Source organism: Colwellia ponticola (assembly GCF_005885605.1).
Classification (GTDB): Bacteria; Pseudomonadota; Gammaproteobacteria; order Enterobacterales; family Alteromonadaceae; genus Colwellia; species Colwellia ponticola.
Genome location: NZ_SZVP01000009.1, coordinates 98511 through 113537, shown reverse-complemented (window position 1 = coordinate 113537; position 15027 = coordinate 98511). Strand labels below are relative to the sequence as shown.

Annotated in this window: 15 protein-coding genes; all 15 read left to right on the top strand. The window is 39.5% G+C overall.

Annotated features, from left to right (window positions below; genetic code table 11):
• The first annotated feature begins 174 nt into the window (after positions 1–174).
• Positions 175–543 carry a flagellar hook-basal body complex protein FliE gene (gene fliE, locus FCS21_RS10700; protein ID WP_138623207.1) on the top strand — a complete coding sequence of 123 codons (369 nt, stop codon included), beginning with the start codon at positions 175–177 and terminating at the stop codon, positions 541–543.
• Between the two features lie 193 nt (positions 544–736).
• Positions 737–2428: a flagellar basal-body MS-ring/collar protein FliF gene (gene fliF, locus FCS21_RS10695; RefSeq protein ID WP_138623253.1), complete on the top strand. Its 1692-nt coding sequence runs from the start codon at positions 737–739 to the stop codon at positions 2426–2428.
• A complete protein-coding gene (gene fliG / locus FCS21_RS10690; RefSeq protein ID WP_138623205.1) occupies positions 2421–3479 on the top strand; it encodes a flagellar motor switch protein FliG in 1059 nt (352 codons plus the stop codon). The genes fliF and fliG overlap by 8 nt, the downstream gene beginning before the upstream one ends.
• Before the next feature lie 142 nt (positions 3480–3621).
• Positions 3622–4413, top strand: a complete 792-nt coding sequence (fliH, locus tag FCS21_RS10685) for a flagellar assembly protein FliH (protein WP_138623203.1) — start codon at positions 3622–3624, stop codon at positions 4411–4413.
• Between the two features lie 141 nt (positions 4414–4554).
• Complete coding sequence (gene fliI, locus FCS21_RS10680; protein ID WP_138623201.1) at positions 4555–5904, top strand: flagellar protein export ATPase FliI; 1350 nt, start codon at positions 4555–4557, stop codon at positions 5902–5904.
• A gap of 79 nt (positions 5905–5983) precedes the next feature.
• Positions 5984–6427, top strand: coding sequence for a flagellar export protein FliJ (gene fliJ / locus FCS21_RS10675; protein ID WP_138623199.1), 444 nt, complete (start codon positions 5984–5986; stop codon positions 6425–6427).
• Positions 6428–6633: 206 nt separating this feature from the next.
• Positions 6634–8703 (top strand): flagellar hook-length control protein FliK, encoded by a 2070-nt coding sequence (locus FCS21_RS10670; RefSeq protein ID WP_138623197.1) that lies wholly within the window; start codon positions 6634–6636, stop codon positions 8701–8703.
• A 135-nt stretch (positions 8704–8838) separates the two neighbouring features.
• Positions 8839–9387, top strand: coding sequence for a flagellar basal body-associated protein FliL (gene fliL / locus FCS21_RS10665; RefSeq protein ID WP_138623195.1), 549 nt, complete (start codon positions 8839–8841; stop codon positions 9385–9387).
• A gap of 144 nt (positions 9388–9531) precedes the next feature.
• Positions 9532–10596 carry a flagellar motor switch protein FliM gene (gene fliM, locus FCS21_RS10660; protein WP_138623193.1) on the top strand — a complete coding sequence of 355 codons (1065 nt, stop codon included), beginning with the start codon at positions 9532–9534 and terminating at the stop codon, positions 10594–10596.
• 50 nt (positions 10597–10646) lie between these two features.
• The gene (gene fliN, locus FCS21_RS10655; RefSeq protein ID WP_138623191.1) at positions 10647–11042 is read left to right on the top strand and encodes a flagellar motor switch protein FliN; all 396 of its coding nucleotides are present in this window, start codon (positions 10647–10649) and stop codon (positions 11040–11042) included.
• A gap of 52 nt (positions 11043–11094) precedes the next feature.
• Positions 11095–11715 (top strand): flagellar biosynthetic protein FliO, encoded by a 621-nt coding sequence (fliO, locus tag FCS21_RS10650; protein WP_138623189.1) that lies wholly within the window; start codon positions 11095–11097, stop codon positions 11713–11715.
• Positions 11716–11844: 129 nt separating this feature from the next.
• Entirely contained in the window at positions 11845–12603 is a 759-nt protein-coding gene (gene fliP, locus FCS21_RS10645) for a flagellar type III secretion system pore protein FliP (protein ID WP_138623187.1), read from the top strand.
• A gap of 95 nt (positions 12604–12698) precedes the next feature.
• A complete protein-coding gene (fliQ, locus tag FCS21_RS10640) occupies positions 12699–12968 on the top strand; it encodes a flagellar biosynthesis protein FliQ (protein WP_138623185.1) in 270 nt (89 codons plus the stop codon).
• A gap of 33 nt (positions 12969–13001) precedes the next feature.
• Positions 13002–13784, top strand: coding sequence for a flagellar biosynthetic protein FliR (fliR, locus tag FCS21_RS10635; RefSeq protein WP_138623183.1), 783 nt, complete (start codon positions 13002–13004; stop codon positions 13782–13784).
• Complete coding sequence (gene flhB, locus FCS21_RS10630; RefSeq protein ID WP_138623181.1) at positions 13785–14915, top strand: flagellar biosynthesis protein FlhB; 1131 nt, start codon at positions 13785–13787, stop codon at positions 14913–14915.
• Positions 14916–15027 lie beyond the last annotated feature (112 nt).

Here is a 15027-nt window from a genome sequence, read left to right as displayed (position 1 = left end):
TTCTAATATTAACTGCTCATTATTCACGATAAAGCTCAGGTTATTATAATCTGAGCTTTATCGTCACAGTGATATCACTCCACTCCCCATGTAAATTATTTCTTTGGCACTATGCTTGCAAGAGCACTGTTATATATTATTTAATGTTAAAATATTGACAAAAGTGAGCGCCTTATGGATATCAAAAGTAATTCTCTTTATAGCCAAATGCAAAGTATGTCATTACAGGCCATGGGTAATAAGCCACCGGCAATTGATGTTGACGCGATTGGTATCAATGGTACGGCTAGTAATACTGTTGGCAAAATTAATGAATCTAGCAGTAATTTTGGCGATATGCTTACTCAAGCACTTAATAGCGTTAATGATTTACAAAAAGACTCTGGTGATAAGAAGAGAGCTTTTGAAATGGGTGACAGTAGTGTTACGCTTGGCGAGGTTATGATTGCGTCGTCTAAATCAGGTATTGCCTTAGATGCAACGGTACAAATACGTAATAAATTTGTTGAAGCATATAAAGAAATAATGAGCATGCCAGTCTAATTTTAGCGGATTAAATAATCAATAGCGGCGTTGCTTTCAATCGCAATAGGCCAGCTATTACTCATTCAAGCGCCTTGCTCTTGGTGATTTACTCTCACTTCAATGTGAGTATAAAAAAATAAATAGCAGTAGTAAGTGGAGAAGTAAAGTGTCTGATACAAACGCAATGATTGCAGCTGATAGTAATGGCGATATGATCGCCAGTGAAGCTGATGGTGCGGGTATAGGAGAGCAAAAATCGGGCTTCTCTGCCTCATTAGGTAATATTGATATTTTACGCCAAATTACCATCGTGGTCGCGTTAGCTATTTGTTTAGCGATTGCGATATTTGTGATCATGCTGGCGAATGAACCTGAATATCGTGTGCTGTCAAAATTACCGACTAAGCAATTAATTACCACCATGGATTTTCTTGATGCCAATCAAGTGAATTACCGTCAAGAAAACAACATTATTTCTGTGCCTATCGATGAGTACCAAGATATAAAATTGTTATTGGCCCGTGAAGGATTAACAGAAGAGCCTTCACAAGGCGAAGATATTCTAATGCAAGATATGGGCTTTGGTGTAAGCCAACGTCTTGAACGAGAAAGATTAAAGTTTGGCAGAGAAAATCAAATAGCTAAAACGATAGAGCAGTTACAAAGCATAAGCCGCGCTAAAGTATTATTGGCTATACCTCGTGAAAATATATTTGCGCGCCGAGAAAAAAGCCCATCAGCAACCGCAGTACTTACTATGCAGCGCGGTAAACTGCTTTCAGAAGAAGAAGTGGATGCGGTTGTCGATATTATCGCCTCTTCAGTTCAAGGTTTAAGTCCTAATCGCGTCACGGTTACAGATCAAAATGGACGATTACTCAATTCTGGCTCACAAGACTCTATTTCATCTCGTTCAAGAAAAGAATTTGAAATAGAACAAAAGCGTGAACAAGAGTACATGGAAAAAATTGACCGTATTTTAATCCCTGTAGTGGGCTTAGGAAATTATACTGCGCAAGTTGATATCACCATGGATTTTACTAATGTTGAAGAAACACAGCGTCGTTATAATTCTGATTTACCGGCGTTGCGTAGTGAAATGAATGTTGAAACTAGCAATGTCGGTGGTGCTTTAGGTGGTATTCCAGGAGCGTTAACCAATCAACCACCTATGGAATCTGCTATTCCTGAAGATGCAACGGGCGGCCAGCAAAAAAGTATACCCAGTAGAAAACATTCTGAGTCAACCAAAAACTATGAACTTGATGAAGCAATAAGCCATACTAAACAGCAAGCCGGTGTTGTGAGACGTGTTAGTGTTTCTGTTGCGCTTGATTATGTCGCTGGAGCTAGCTCAGCACCGGTTGAAGGAGCTCTTGATGGAACAAGCACAAGCTTAGTACCGCGTTCAGCTGCTGAAACCGCTAGTATTCGTCGCTTACTACAAGGTAGTATTGGTTTTGATTTACAACGTGGTGATGTATTAGAAGTGGTCACTATACCTTTTAATCGCCCCGATTTAGGTGCTGACATAGTGTTACCTATCTGGCAACAACCTTGGTTTATTAAAGTACTTAAATTAGTATTAGGTGCCTTAGTTATCATAGTCTTAATTTTAGCTGTGGTTCGTCCTATGCTTAAACGTTTAATTTACCCAGATCAAACGCCTGATGATTACGGTGATAAATCACTTGATGGTCATATTGATTTAGGTGATGAAACCATGGATATGTTAACGTCTGATTTTGATGCCGGTGCAGTAGGTTTTGCACCTGATGGCAGTTTACAGTTACCTGATCTTCATCGAGATGAAGATATATTAAAAGCGGTTCGAGCGTTAGTTGCCAATGAGCCAGAATTATCATCGCAAGTAGTGAAAAGTTGGTTGAACGAAGATGAGTGATGAAAAAAAAGAAGTCGGTGAGTTAGCCGCAGCGCCTGCAGGCTTTGATGTAGAAAAATTAGAAGGTGCTGAAAAAGCGGCCATACTATTACTGAGCTTATCAGAAGAAGATGCGGCACAAATTCTAAAACACCTTGAGCCAAAGCAAGTGCAACAAGTGGGCACCGTAATGGCCGGTATGCAAGATTTTACTCAAGAAAAAATAACCGCTGTGCATAAGTTATTTATTCAAGAAATACAAAACTTCTCTACGATAGGCTTTCAAAGTGAAGAGTTTGTTCGTAGAGCCCTAACCGCAGCACTAGGTGAGGACAAAGCCGGCAACTTAATTGACCAAATAGTGATGGGGGGCGGCGCGAAAGGCTTAGATTCATTAAAATGGATGGACTCTAAGCAAGTGGCTAATATTATTCGTAATGAGCATCCTCAAATTCAAACGATTGTACTTTCTTATCTTGACCCTGAACAATCGGCAGAGATTGTTGGTCAGTTTCCCGATAAAGTACGCTTAGATTTAATGATGCGTATTGCTAACTTAGAAGAAGTACAACCTGCAGCGTTGCAAGAATTAAATGAAATAATGGAAAAACAATTTGCCGGACAAGCGGGCGCGCAAGCAGCTAAAATGGGAGGTTTAAAAGCAGCAGCAGACATCATGAACTATCTAGAATCGAATGTTGAAGGTTTGTTGATGGATTCGATCAGAGAAAACGATGAAGAAATGAGTCAGCAAATTCAAGACTTAATGTTTGTCTTTGAAAACTTAGTTGATGTTGATGATCGCGGTATGCAGGCGATTCTACGTGAAGTGCAGCAAGATGTGTTAATGAAAGCGATTAAAGGTACTGATGAAGTATTGAAAGAAAAAATAATGAGTAATATGTCAAAACGTGCGGCTGAAATGATGATGGATGATTTAGAAGCAATGGGCCCTGTACGTATTAGTGAAGTAGAAACCGCTCAAAAAGAAATTTTATCCATTGCTCGACGACTTTCTGACGCGGGTGAAATCATGCTTGGCGGCGGCGGCGGCGGTGACGAGTTTTTATAGTATAGCGTTAGTTTATGCTAAGCGCTTATCTAGTAAGCCTAGCATTAAACGCTATAATCTAGTCTAACCATTGAGTCTAAACAGTTAAGCTAACGATTGAACTGTAATCATTTGTGTCATTTAAGGTAATAAAGGTATTTTAATGAATAAGCCACCTATTCGCATCATCAAAGGGTCGACAGAAGAGCAAACCGATGTTTGGTCGCTACCTAATGTGCAACATGAGCCCAGCGCGGATGATAAAGAAAAGACAAATGCCTTAGGTAAAAAAAATAATTGGGTATATGAACCGCCTGAACAAGAAGAAGCCGATCCTGTGCCGTTAACGGCACAGGATATCGAAGATATTCGTCAGGCAGCAAGTGAAGAAGGTTTTACCCAAGGCAAAGAAGAAGGCTTTGCTAAAGGTTATGAGGAAGGCAAAGCAAAAGGGTTAGAAGAAGGGCAGGCCGAAGGTATTAAAGTAGGTAATGAAGAAGGCTTAGCACTAGGAAAAGAGCAAATAGAACAACAAAGTGCCCAGTGGCAACAGTTAATTGACCAATTACATCAGCCGCTGGCAAGTGTCGAAAAAAATGTTGAAGAGCAGTTGCTTAACTTAGTTTTGCAGTTAACGGAAGCCGTAGTGTTACATGAAGCAAAAACTAACCCTGACATTTTAATGGCAGCTATTGCTGAGGGGATAAAAAGTTTACCAAGTGGTGATGCTCAAACACAAATATGTTTACACCCAAGTGATATTAAACTGGTTGAAGCACAATTTGGCGCAGAGCACATTGCTGAGCAAGGATGGCGTTTATTACCGGCCCCCCAATTAGCGCAAGGCAGCTGTCAAATCGAAAACAGTACCTCAAATATTGACTTACAAATGAAAGCAAGGTTAAAACAAGTGTTGGAACCTTTCTTGCAGGATGCTTTACATCAACCGGACTAACAAGTTAATAGTTTAGGTACTTATTTGGCTTTATATGTTGGCTTTTATACTTTTGGGTTTACACAATTAAGTCTTATTTTATCGTCTGCTATTTTATCGTCGTATTCTATGGCGTCTCCTACTCTAAGGTAAATAAACACTATGGTTGATAGCTCACGCTTAACCGAACGTTTTAAAAAAAAACAACAATATATTCACGATTTTAAAGCGCCTGTTGCTGGGCGGTTAGTGCGCGTTGTTGGTTTAACGCTTGAGGCTGTTGGTGTTAAAGCGCATGTTGGTAGTCAATGTCTAGTTGAAACGGCACATGGCGATTTACTGGCAGAAGTAGTTGGTTTTGCTCAAGATATTACTTATCTTATGCCAGAAGAAAGTTTACGTGGTGTTATGCCAGGGGCGCGGGTATTACCTATTTCAAGTAAAGCCAGAGTGCCTTTATCAATGGCGTTACTTGGTCGTGTTATTAATGGTGTCGGTAAGCCTCTTGACGGTAAAGGACCTATTAAAGCCGATGAAAATTATCACCACGATAGTAAACCCATGAATCCGTTATCACGACGCGCTATTAGCGAAGTACTTGATGTTGGCGTGCGCTCTATTAATAGCTTTATTAGTATTGGTAAAGGGCAGCGTATGGGACTTTTTGCCGGCTCAGGAGTCGGTAAAAGTGTTTTAATGGGGATGATGACCCGCGGTACAACCGCTGATGTGGTTGTGGTTGGTTTAGTGGGCGAACGTGGTCGAGAAGTAAAAGAATTTATTGAAGAAATTTTAGGTGAAGAAGGACTTAAACGAGCAGTTGTTGTTGCAGCCCCTGCTGATAACTCTCCGCTTATGCGTCTTAAGGGCTGTGAAACAGCCGTGCAAATTAGTGAGTATTTTCGCGATCAAGGTTTAAATGTGTTGTTATTACTCGACTCGTTAACGCGTTACGCACAAGCACAGCGTGAAATTGCCCTAGCCGTAGGCGAGCCACCAGCAACAAAAGGTTACCCACCGTCGGTTTTCTCTAAATTACCTCAACTGGTTGAACGTGCCGGTAATGGTGGTGAAGGGCAAGGCTCTATTACTGCTTTTTATACGGTATTGACAGAGGGAGATGACTTACAAGACCCTGTGGCTGATGCCGCTCGCGCTATTTTAGATGGTCATGTTGTTTTATCACGAGAGTTAGCTGATGCGGGACACTATCCGGCAGTAAATATTGAAGGCTCTATCTCGCGGGTAATGCCGATGGTAACAACCAGTGAACATCAAGAATTAGCAAAACAGTTAAAGCAAATGTATGCCTTGTATCAGCAAAATAAAGATCTTATTGCCATAGGGGCTTATACCAAAGGTAATGACCCTCGCATTGACCAGGCTATAAATGTACTACCGGTAATCAATTTCTTTCTACAACAAAAAATTAATGAAGTGATCCCTTATGAGCAAAGTATTGCGCAACTGCAAGAAATTATTGCCGCTGCACATGCCCACAATAATCGGTGATAACGAGAAACAACTATAACAAGAACCAGGTGTAGTGTTTTTTATAAAACGGTATGAAATCGACTAAAGAGAATGTCCTATGGCAATGAAACAACTTGATACCATTTTAAAATACGAACAAGACAATGAACAACGTTGTGCTGATCAATTAAAAGTTGCTGAAAATGAATATCAACAAAATGTGAACCGGCTGCAAGGCGTGGCCGATTATCGTTTAGAGTACATGAAGCGCCTAAGTCAACGAGCAGAGCAAGGCTTAGACAGCGCTACTTACAGTCATTATCATGCATTTATTGCTAAGCTTGATACCGCCTCTGCACAAGTTGAACTTGCCATGCGACAAGCAAAAGCATTAGTAGAACAAAGTAAAAACATTTGGCTCAAACAACGACAGAAAGTCAAAGCTGTAGAATTATTGCGCGATAAACGTTTGAAAAAAATTGCCGTTGCAGAAGACAAGGCAGAACAGAAAATGTTTGATGAAATTGCGACTCAACAATATATCCGTCGACCATCGCGTTAATAGATTAACTATTGATTAGGTGCTCATAGCACTTGTAAACATGGAACGTTTATTGCTTGATATCATAGTGTTTATTAATATTGCCACCTCTCAGTTGTACCTACAAGTAATGGCGTGGCTGTCGTTTACTATTTTATTTGTTGTATTAATTATATGCAGATTATTTTTCTTATTAAGACTAAATTGATTAAGTTATTGGGGTTATTATGCCATCAGTGAGTGTTCTACCTACTTTTGTATCAAAAGATGCTGATTTAAAAGCAGATTTAACTAGTAAAGAATTATCAGCTAGGTTAACTGATAACAATAAAGGTGCTAATTTTTCTCGTTTAGTTGCTCAGCATCAACTTGAGAAAAATAAAGACCATCAACATAAAGATAGTCAAGGTAAAGATCCTGCAGCGCAAGACAACAAAACGGCGGCAATCGATAGTGCGAATATTACCGCTAGCGGCAAAACCCAGGTTAGTGAACTGAGTGATGAAGAATTTATCGCCAGTCAAGAAGCTGACGAGAACAAATCACTTATTGCCAGTGAGGAAGGTGCTAAACTAAACTCTGGTAATAATGAAGACGCTAGATTAAGTACGAACAATAGCGTCGATAAACAAGAGCTCTTAGCAGATAAAGATAAAGTACTTGCTGAAAAAAATGCTAATGACTTAAGTGGTAAAAGCTCTTTAGCTGAATCAGAAAAGTTTATGTCATTGCTTTATCAAAGCGATAAAGCGTTATCTGTTGATGCAGCTAAAACCAGTAAAGACCTCTTAAATAGTCATTCTGAGCAAACTGTTAACACAGCGTCCCTTAATAGCAAACAAAAAACAGTTGAACCTGCTTTGCTTAATACAGACAATGAAACTGAAAAACTAAAAGCAACAAGCGAGCAGAAGTTAACCGCATTGGCTAAAGACGAGCGCTTAGCAGCGAACCAGTTAACCAATAACACAGCATTAACGTCACAATTAAGTGGTCAAACGTTAAAGGACTATCAGCTGTCATTGCAATCCCCCCAAGGCGCTATCAACAATGGCAGTGAAACAAACGAACAATTAACGACTGCTCCGTTAAACAGTAAAATGACAGAGGTTGCCGCTGGTGTGTCACTCGCCAGTAAAAGTCAACTGACTGAAAATGTTAACTCGGGCTTATATCAACGTCCTGTCGATGCTATTGGTAAAACAAACCTTACCGCCAGTGAGATCCTTGCTGAAGTAGTCAAAACTGAAGGCGCTACAACGAAAAACCCTAATGATAAAATATTAGCAGCCAATAATGAAGCGAATATAAATAAAGTCGGGGAGCCGCTTAAGCCTGATGCAGATGTAACCAAAGAGTCTCTTGCTAAAGTATTAGCAGGCAATAGTGATACGAATATAAATAAAGCAAGTGAGTTGCTCAAACCTGAAGTAAATACAGAGCTTGATAAAACACAGTTAAGTAAAGCGAATATAGACAAGGCTTTAGCCGAGCGCACTTCCTCAGTTTTACAACAATCGCAGGCGCAGCAAGCTCAATTACAAAAAGGCCAAAGCCAACAAGACATATTATCGTCAAGCAGCGAACAACATGTGCCTGACGGAAACAGTGAAGAGTTTATTGATGCTAAATTATTAGCTGGTGACAAACCAAGCGATCAAAATGTGAAAACAGTTGGTCCAGTTGTTGATAATATCACCATGCGCTCAGCGTCTGAATTACAAGCGCAAGCTATACAAAATACGCAAGCAAAACAAAGTAATGAGGCTTATTTTGAGCATCAATCCACTGAAGTACTCAAGCATAATATTGCTAGTGATACCGCACAGATACAAAAAAACAATAGTCAACTTCAACAAGAAACTATCTCTATTTTCAGAAAAGACTTTGCTGAGGCGGTCAAAGAAAAAGTGCTAGTCACTATTAATCAGAAGTTGCAGCGATTTGATATTACTTTAGACCCGCCAGAGTTTGGTAATATGCAAGTGCGTGTTAACTTACAAGGTGAACAGGCGTCGGTTAACTTTATCGTGCAAAATCAACAAGCAAAAGAAGCACTAGAGCAGAATATGCATAAACTAAGAGATATGTTGTCAGAACAAGGTGTTGATGTTGGTGGGGCAAATGTTGAGCAGCAAGGCCAACAGCAAAGTAATAATGAACAAAACTTGACCTCGAAGCAGGGTAATAGCTCATCGTTAACCAATGATCCTGACAACAACGAGCATAACATAGAGCATATTTTATCGACACCGTTGTTTAATTCTTCTGCAACAGGCGTAGATTACTACGCGTAATTAACTAAAATAAAGCGAAGACGATGAAAACACATTGGCTCAAAGCCTATTCAAGGATATAGTCTACCCATAAATACTATATCCTTGTTGGTCGATTTTATCAGTGATTAACGGTTATAAATATAAAGGACCCCCATGGCAGACGAAAAACAAAACGAGTTAGCGCTAGATAGCTCAGGTAAAAAGAAAAAACTGATCATCATTATTGTTGCCGTCGTCATTTTACTTGGCGGTGGTGCAGGCGCTTACTTTTTTTTAATGGGTGGAGAAGACAATAGTACTGCGCAAACACAAGAGAGCGCCGATCCAAATGCTCCCGCAGGTGACACTAAAACCGCTGAAGTAGATCCAGGCGCAAAAGTCGGGACGGCTCGATATGTCGCCATGCCAAGACCTTTTCGCTTTAATGTACCAGGCATTACACGAGATCGTTTTGTTGAAATACGGGTGCAACTGCTGGTTCGCGGCGGTAACAATGAAGAAAATGCTAAAATGCATATACCTTTAATAGAAAGTACCTTACTCAATATTTTTTCGCAAACTAATGCTGATGATTTGGCAACGAGTGTTGGTAAAGTGTCTTTAAAACAGCAATCATTAGCCGCTGTACAGAAAATAATGACAGATGTTGAAGGTGATAAAACGGTAGAAAAAGTACTTTTTACCGGCTTCGTTATGCAATAAATCATTAATTCTATTAGGTTTATATTCACAAAGTACAGCCAAATAAATACAGTATTTAAGTGGATGAGTTCAGAAACAATTGATTGGTCAACACGACACAGATTAACCGTAAACCAAACAAAGTAGATAAGAAGAGATTATCGAGTGAGTGATTTATTATCCCAAGACGAGATTGATGCGCTATTACATGGTGTTGATGATGTTGATGAAGAAGAAGTCGTTGAAGATGTTGCCCAATCAGCGGATGGTAGCTCTGATTATGATTTTTCTTCACAAGATCGTATTGTGCGTGGCCGCATGCCAACCTTGGAGATGGTTAATGAACGCTTTGCTCGGCATATGCGCATTAGTTTATTTAATATGATGCGTCGCACCGCTGAAGTCTCTATCAATGGTATTCAAATGATAAAATTTGGTGAGTACATACATACCCTGTTTGTACCTACCAGTTTGAATATGGTGCGTTTTCGTCCGTTAAAAGGTACAGCGCTAATTACTATGGAAGCGCGGCTAGTTTTTATTCTCGTAGATAACTTCTTTGGTGGAGATGGTAGATATCACGCCAAAATAGAAGGCCGTGAATTTACGCCAACCGAGCGCCGCATTATTCAAATGCTATTAAAGCTTATTTTTGAAGACTATAAAGAAGCTTGGTCACCCGTGATGGATGTTTCTTTTGAATATTTAGATTCAGAAGTGAACCCGTCAATGGCAAATATTGTCAGCCCAACCGAAGTGGTGGTTATTAGCTCTTTTCATATTGAGTTAGACGGCGGTGGCGGTGATTTTCATATAGCACTACCTTACTCTATGCTTGAACCCATTCGAGAGCTGCTTGACGCCGGCGTGCAAAGTGACAAAGAAGATACTGACATGCGCTGGTCTAAGGCGCTACGTGATGAAATTATGGATGTGTCAGTTGCCATCAATACTAAATTTATTGAAGTGGACATCTCCTTAAGTCAATTAATGGAGTTACGAGCCGGTGATATTATCCCCATTGAAATGCCCGATAATATCACAGTGCTTATTGAAGATTTACCAACCTTTAGAGCTAAGTTAGGTCGCAGTAGAGATAATTTAGCATTAAAAATTGAATCTAAAATTAAGAGGCCAGAATCAGCTAAATCTGAATTAACTATTTTAACTAAAGGTGGTAAACGCCTTGATAGTGATGCAGAACTTCATCTGCTAGAAGACGACTTATAAACAAACTAAGTTGCACTATTTGAACAACATTATAAATTGAGGCCAGTGGTATGAGTGACGATAAAGACGAAGATTTAAGTATGTGGGATGAAGCGCTCGATGAGCAAGCCGAAGCAAAAAAGAATGCCGAAACTATTGAGTTAGAAGAACTAACCCCTGATGACGCGCCTATTACCGGCGAAGAAAAGCGAAAACTTGATGCTATTTTGGATATTCCTGTGACTATCTCTATGGAAGTAGGGCGTAGCAATATCAGTATCAGAAATTTACTACAATTAAACCAAGGCTCCGTTGTTGAATTAGACCGAGTAGCTGGTGAGTCACTTGACGTGCTTGTTAATGGTACATTAATAGCTCACGGAGAAGTGGTAGTGGTTAACGATAAGTTTGGTATTCGCCTAACTGATGTTGTTAGTCAAGTTGAACGTATTAAAAAGTTAAAATAACGTTATTTGAATGGGTGCATAAGCATTAAGTCAGTCGAGATATGAAAGCAATATGATAATAAAAAAGATGCGCATATTACAGGTTATGAGTTATTGCTTAGTCTCTTTATTGCTTTCTTTAACGGCTTCAGCACAGGGTAATACTTCTAAAGAAGCGTTTGTTGACAGCGTCCCCGTTACTAGTGCTGTTACCGACAAGGTTAATAGCACTAACAAGCCACCAAGCTTCGCACAAGACGCAACCTACAGCCCAGATAAGTCAGGTGAAATAAAGCCTTTGCTGGATAAAAAAGAGCAAGTAGTTACGCCACCAGCCCTTAATCGTGATAGCCCAGAAGTAGGTAAGCATGTGATGGCTAATATGAATGCTGGCAGTATGATTTTATCGTTATTAATGGTGCTAGCGTTAATTATTATTTGTGCGTTCATACTGAAACGTTTTAATTTCACTCAACAAAGTGCTAGCCAACTAAAAGTAGTGACTAGTTTATCGTTAGGCGCTAAAGAGCGTATAGTGGTTATACAGGCAGGCGAACAACAACTCTTATTAGGCGTTACTGCGCAACAAGTGACCTTGCTTGAGCGTTTAGCAGAGCCGTTAGGCGATCAAACTATAACGACCGCAGCCTTACCTAAAAGTGTGTTGTCTTTTTTCTCGGCTAAGCAGTCTTAAGTTCGAATAAAACGCATGTTAACCTTCATGTAATGTTCGTTTAAAGTTAATTGCTTTGTCTATCAATATTATCAACACATCGTCACAATGACTTTATCTAGGGTTGTTTTTAGGGAATACCAAAGAGCCATGAAAAGATTTTCGTTATTTACTATTATTATTGTTGCACTGTGTAGTATCAGTTTTGGTGCGTTTGCAGAAGACTTATCTCTCTCTGCGTTAACGCTCACCACTAATCCTGATGGCTCACAAGAGTATTCGGTTAACTTACAAATATTGATTTTTATGACGGCGCTGAGTTTTATACCAGCGGCGGTTATTATGATGACTTCGTTTACCCGTATTGTCGTCGTTATGGCTATTTTACGACAAGCGTTTGGACTTCAGCAAACGCCCTCTAACCAAGTTATTATTGGTTTAACGCTCTTTATGACATTGTTTATTATGACGCCGGTTTATAATCAAATAGATAAAAGTGCCATTCAACCTTATTTATCAGAAGAGTTAACTTCCTCGCAAGCAATTAATATTGCCAAGGTGCCACTACGCGCTTTTATGTTAGAGCAAACCCGCATTAAAGATTTAGATACCTTAGCAGCAATGGCAGGTATTGATGTCGTTGATAAAGCTACCGACTTACCGATGACAGTTATTATTCCTGCTTTTATTATTAGCGAATTAAAAACAGCTTTTCAAATTGGCTTTATACTTTTCATTCCTTTTTTAATTATTGATTTAGTCGTGGCAAGTATTTTAATGGCGATGGGGATGATGATGTTATCACCCATGATAGTATCACTGCCGTTTAAGTTGATGTTGTTTGTGTTAGTAGACGGTTGGAATTTAGTCATTGGTACGATCGCCACCAGTTACGGATTAGGCACTTAACCTTTATAAGCGGTAAGTTTACATTAGTCGTTAAAAGTGTAACGTTAAATCAATAATCGAGTTAATAGTAAATAAATAATAAAGGGGAGTAGTTTATGGGACCAGAAATTTATATAGATATGCTAGGTGATGCATTATTCCTTGTTATTATTTTAGTCTGCGCGATTATTTTACCTAGCTTAGCTGTTGGTTTAATGGTGGCAGTTTTTCAAGCCGCTACATCCATTAATGAACAAACATTAAGTTTTCTACCTAGGTTAATTGTTACTTTACTGGCGTTAATCATCGGCGGCCATTGGTTAGTACAAAAAGTCATGGACTATACCATACGTTTGATCTCGAGTATTCCCAGCGTCATTATTTAACATGACTACCTATTCTTTTAGCAGAGCAGCTTAATGGAACTTACTGAGGCTATTATCAATCAATATTTGGCAGATTTTATTTTGCCATTTAGTCGTATATCGGCGTTGATAATGACCATGATAGGTTTTAGTGCTAAAACTATCCCAGGTCGAGTCAAAGTCTTTCTCTGCATTAGTATTACCATTGCGGTAATGCCAGCAATTCCACCAGCAAGAGTCGATAGTTTAGTGTCACTTAACACGGCTATTCTCTTGGGACAACAAATGATTATTGGCGTTATGCTAGGCTTTGTTACTGTGATGGTGGTCAATACCTTTACTCTTGCGGGGCAAATTATTGCGATGCAATCAGGTTTAGGTTTTGCTTCATTAGTTGACCCTGCCAGTGGCATGAACGTACCTGCTATTGGTCAGTTTTTTCTCATTTTATCTTCATTATTATTTTGGGTCATGGATGGTCATCTCGCTTATTTACAATTTGTTGTGGCGAGCTTTGAAACCCTACCAATCCCTACAGAGCATTTATCTAGTATTAAATATCGTGAAGTGGTTGAATGGGGCGGCTGGATGTTTGCAACCGCGTTATCACTTTCTTTAGCGCCAATAACGGCGATGTTATTGATCAACTTCTCTTTTGGTGTGATGACCAGAGCAGCGCCACAATTAAATATTTTTGCTATTGGTTTTCCTATCACTATGATGGCAGGTCTACTTATTATGTGGTTAACCTTTGGTAACTTCTTTACTCACTTCGAATTGCAGTGGCAACGAGCACTGGATTTTAGTTGCTACCTTATTGATTGTCAGGCGACATAGATGGCTGATTCTGATAGCGGTGAAAAAACTGAAGAGCCCACGGCAAAAAAACTCACCGATGCCCGTAAAAAAGGCCAAATTGCCCGCTCTAAAGATTTAGGTACTCTTTTTGTCTTAGTAGGGAGTGCTTGTGCCATGTTATTAATGGGCAAAGCTTTAGCAACTTCCATGGCTAATATGATGAGCCATATGTTTACTTTAAGTCGTACAGAGGCTATGGATGTCAATGCATTATTTAAGGTGATCAATGATGGTATTTATCAAGTTGTTGCACCATTACTGTGGATTTTTTTTATTGTGATGCTAGCGGCCTTTATTGGTAATACCCTATTGGGAGGCATGAGCTTTTCATGGGATGCGACTATGCCCAAAGCGAGTAAACTTTCCCCGCTTGCTGGCTTTAAACGTATGTTTGGTGTACAAGCTGCAGTTGAATTGGTTAAATCTATTTTAAAGTTTTTTGTGGTTTTTATTGTCGCCTTTTTATTACTCAATGGTTTGTTTGAAGAAATTCTTGGGTTAAGTCGCGAAACCCTACCGACTAACTTTGAGCATGCTATTACTATGCTGTTGTGGATGTTTTTAGTACTAGCGTTATCCATAGGAATTATTGTGGTTATTGATGCCCCTTATCAAGTATGGAATCATAATCGCCAGTTAAAAATGACTAAACAGGAAATTAAAGATGAATATAAAGGTACAGAAGGTAGCCCAGAAATAAAAGGTCGAATTCGTCGAGCCCAATATGAAATCTCACAACGACGTATGATGCAAGACGTACCTGAATCGGATGTGGTGATCACCAACCCGACGCATTTTTCTATTGCACTTAAATATGATGCAACCTTAGGTGGGGCGCCGGTATTATCAGCGAAGGGTGTTGATGAAATGGCGTTGCATATTCGTACCATTGCCAAAGAGCACCAGGTAGAAATAATTCAATCACCAGCGTTAGCTCGCTCCCTATATTATACCGCTGAGGTTGGTGAAGATATTCCAGAAGAGCTGTTTGCTGCAGTAGCACAAGTACTAGCCTTTATTTTTCAACTTAATGAACATAAAAAAGGTAATGCTAAAAAGCCGACACCGGTAGCTAAAGAGCTACCTATTCCGGATGAGTTTAGGTATTGATTTAGGTGCTGATTTAGGTATAAGATATTAGATATTCTCGAAATTTCACGGTAAACTCCCTCCTAATTTCCACCTTACTTTGCACAGTTAGCGTTAATCGCTAATTTCATCC

Excerpts from the sequence above, each read along its gene's own strand:
- fliE (WP_138623207.1), top strand. The coding sequence starts at position 175 with ATGGATATCAAAAGTAATTCTCTTTATAGCCAAATGCAAAGTATGTCA.
- fliF (WP_138623253.1), top strand. The coding sequence starts at position 737 with ATGATCGCCAGTGAAGCTGATGGTGCGGGTATAGGAGAGCAAAAATCG.
- fliG (WP_138623205.1), top strand. The coding sequence starts at position 2,421 with ATGAGTGATGAAAAAAAAGAAGTCGGTGAGTTAGCCGCAGCGCCTGCA.
- fliH (WP_138623203.1), top strand. The coding sequence starts at position 3,622 with ATGAATAAGCCACCTATTCGCATCATCAAAGGGTCGACAGAAGAGCAA.
- fliI (WP_138623201.1), top strand. The coding sequence starts at position 4,555 with ATGGTTGATAGCTCACGCTTAACCGAACGTTTTAAAAAAAAACAACAA.
- fliJ (WP_138623199.1), top strand. The coding sequence starts at position 5,984 with ATGGCAATGAAACAACTTGATACCATTTTAAAATACGAACAAGACAAT.
- FCS21_RS10670 (WP_138623197.1), top strand. The coding sequence starts at position 6,634 with ATGCCATCAGTGAGTGTTCTACCTACTTTTGTATCAAAAGATGCTGAT.
- fliL (WP_138623195.1), top strand. The coding sequence starts at position 8,839 with ATGGCAGACGAAAAACAAAACGAGTTAGCGCTAGATAGCTCAGGTAAA.
- fliN (WP_138623191.1), top strand. The coding sequence starts at position 10,647 with ATGAGTGACGATAAAGACGAAGATTTAAGTATGTGGGATGAAGCGCTC.
- fliO (WP_138623189.1), top strand. The coding sequence starts at position 11,095 with ATGATAATAAAAAAGATGCGCATATTACAGGTTATGAGTTATTGCTTA.
- fliP (WP_138623187.1), top strand. The coding sequence starts at position 11,845 with ATGAAAAGATTTTCGTTATTTACTATTATTATTGTTGCACTGTGTAGT.
- fliQ (WP_138623185.1), top strand. The coding sequence starts at position 12,699 with ATGGGACCAGAAATTTATATAGATATGCTAGGTGATGCATTATTCCTT.
- fliR (WP_138623183.1), top strand. The coding sequence starts at position 13,002 with ATGGAACTTACTGAGGCTATTATCAATCAATATTTGGCAGATTTTATT.
- flhB (WP_138623181.1), top strand. The coding sequence starts at position 13,785 with ATGGCTGATTCTGATAGCGGTGAAAAAACTGAAGAGCCCACGGCAAAA.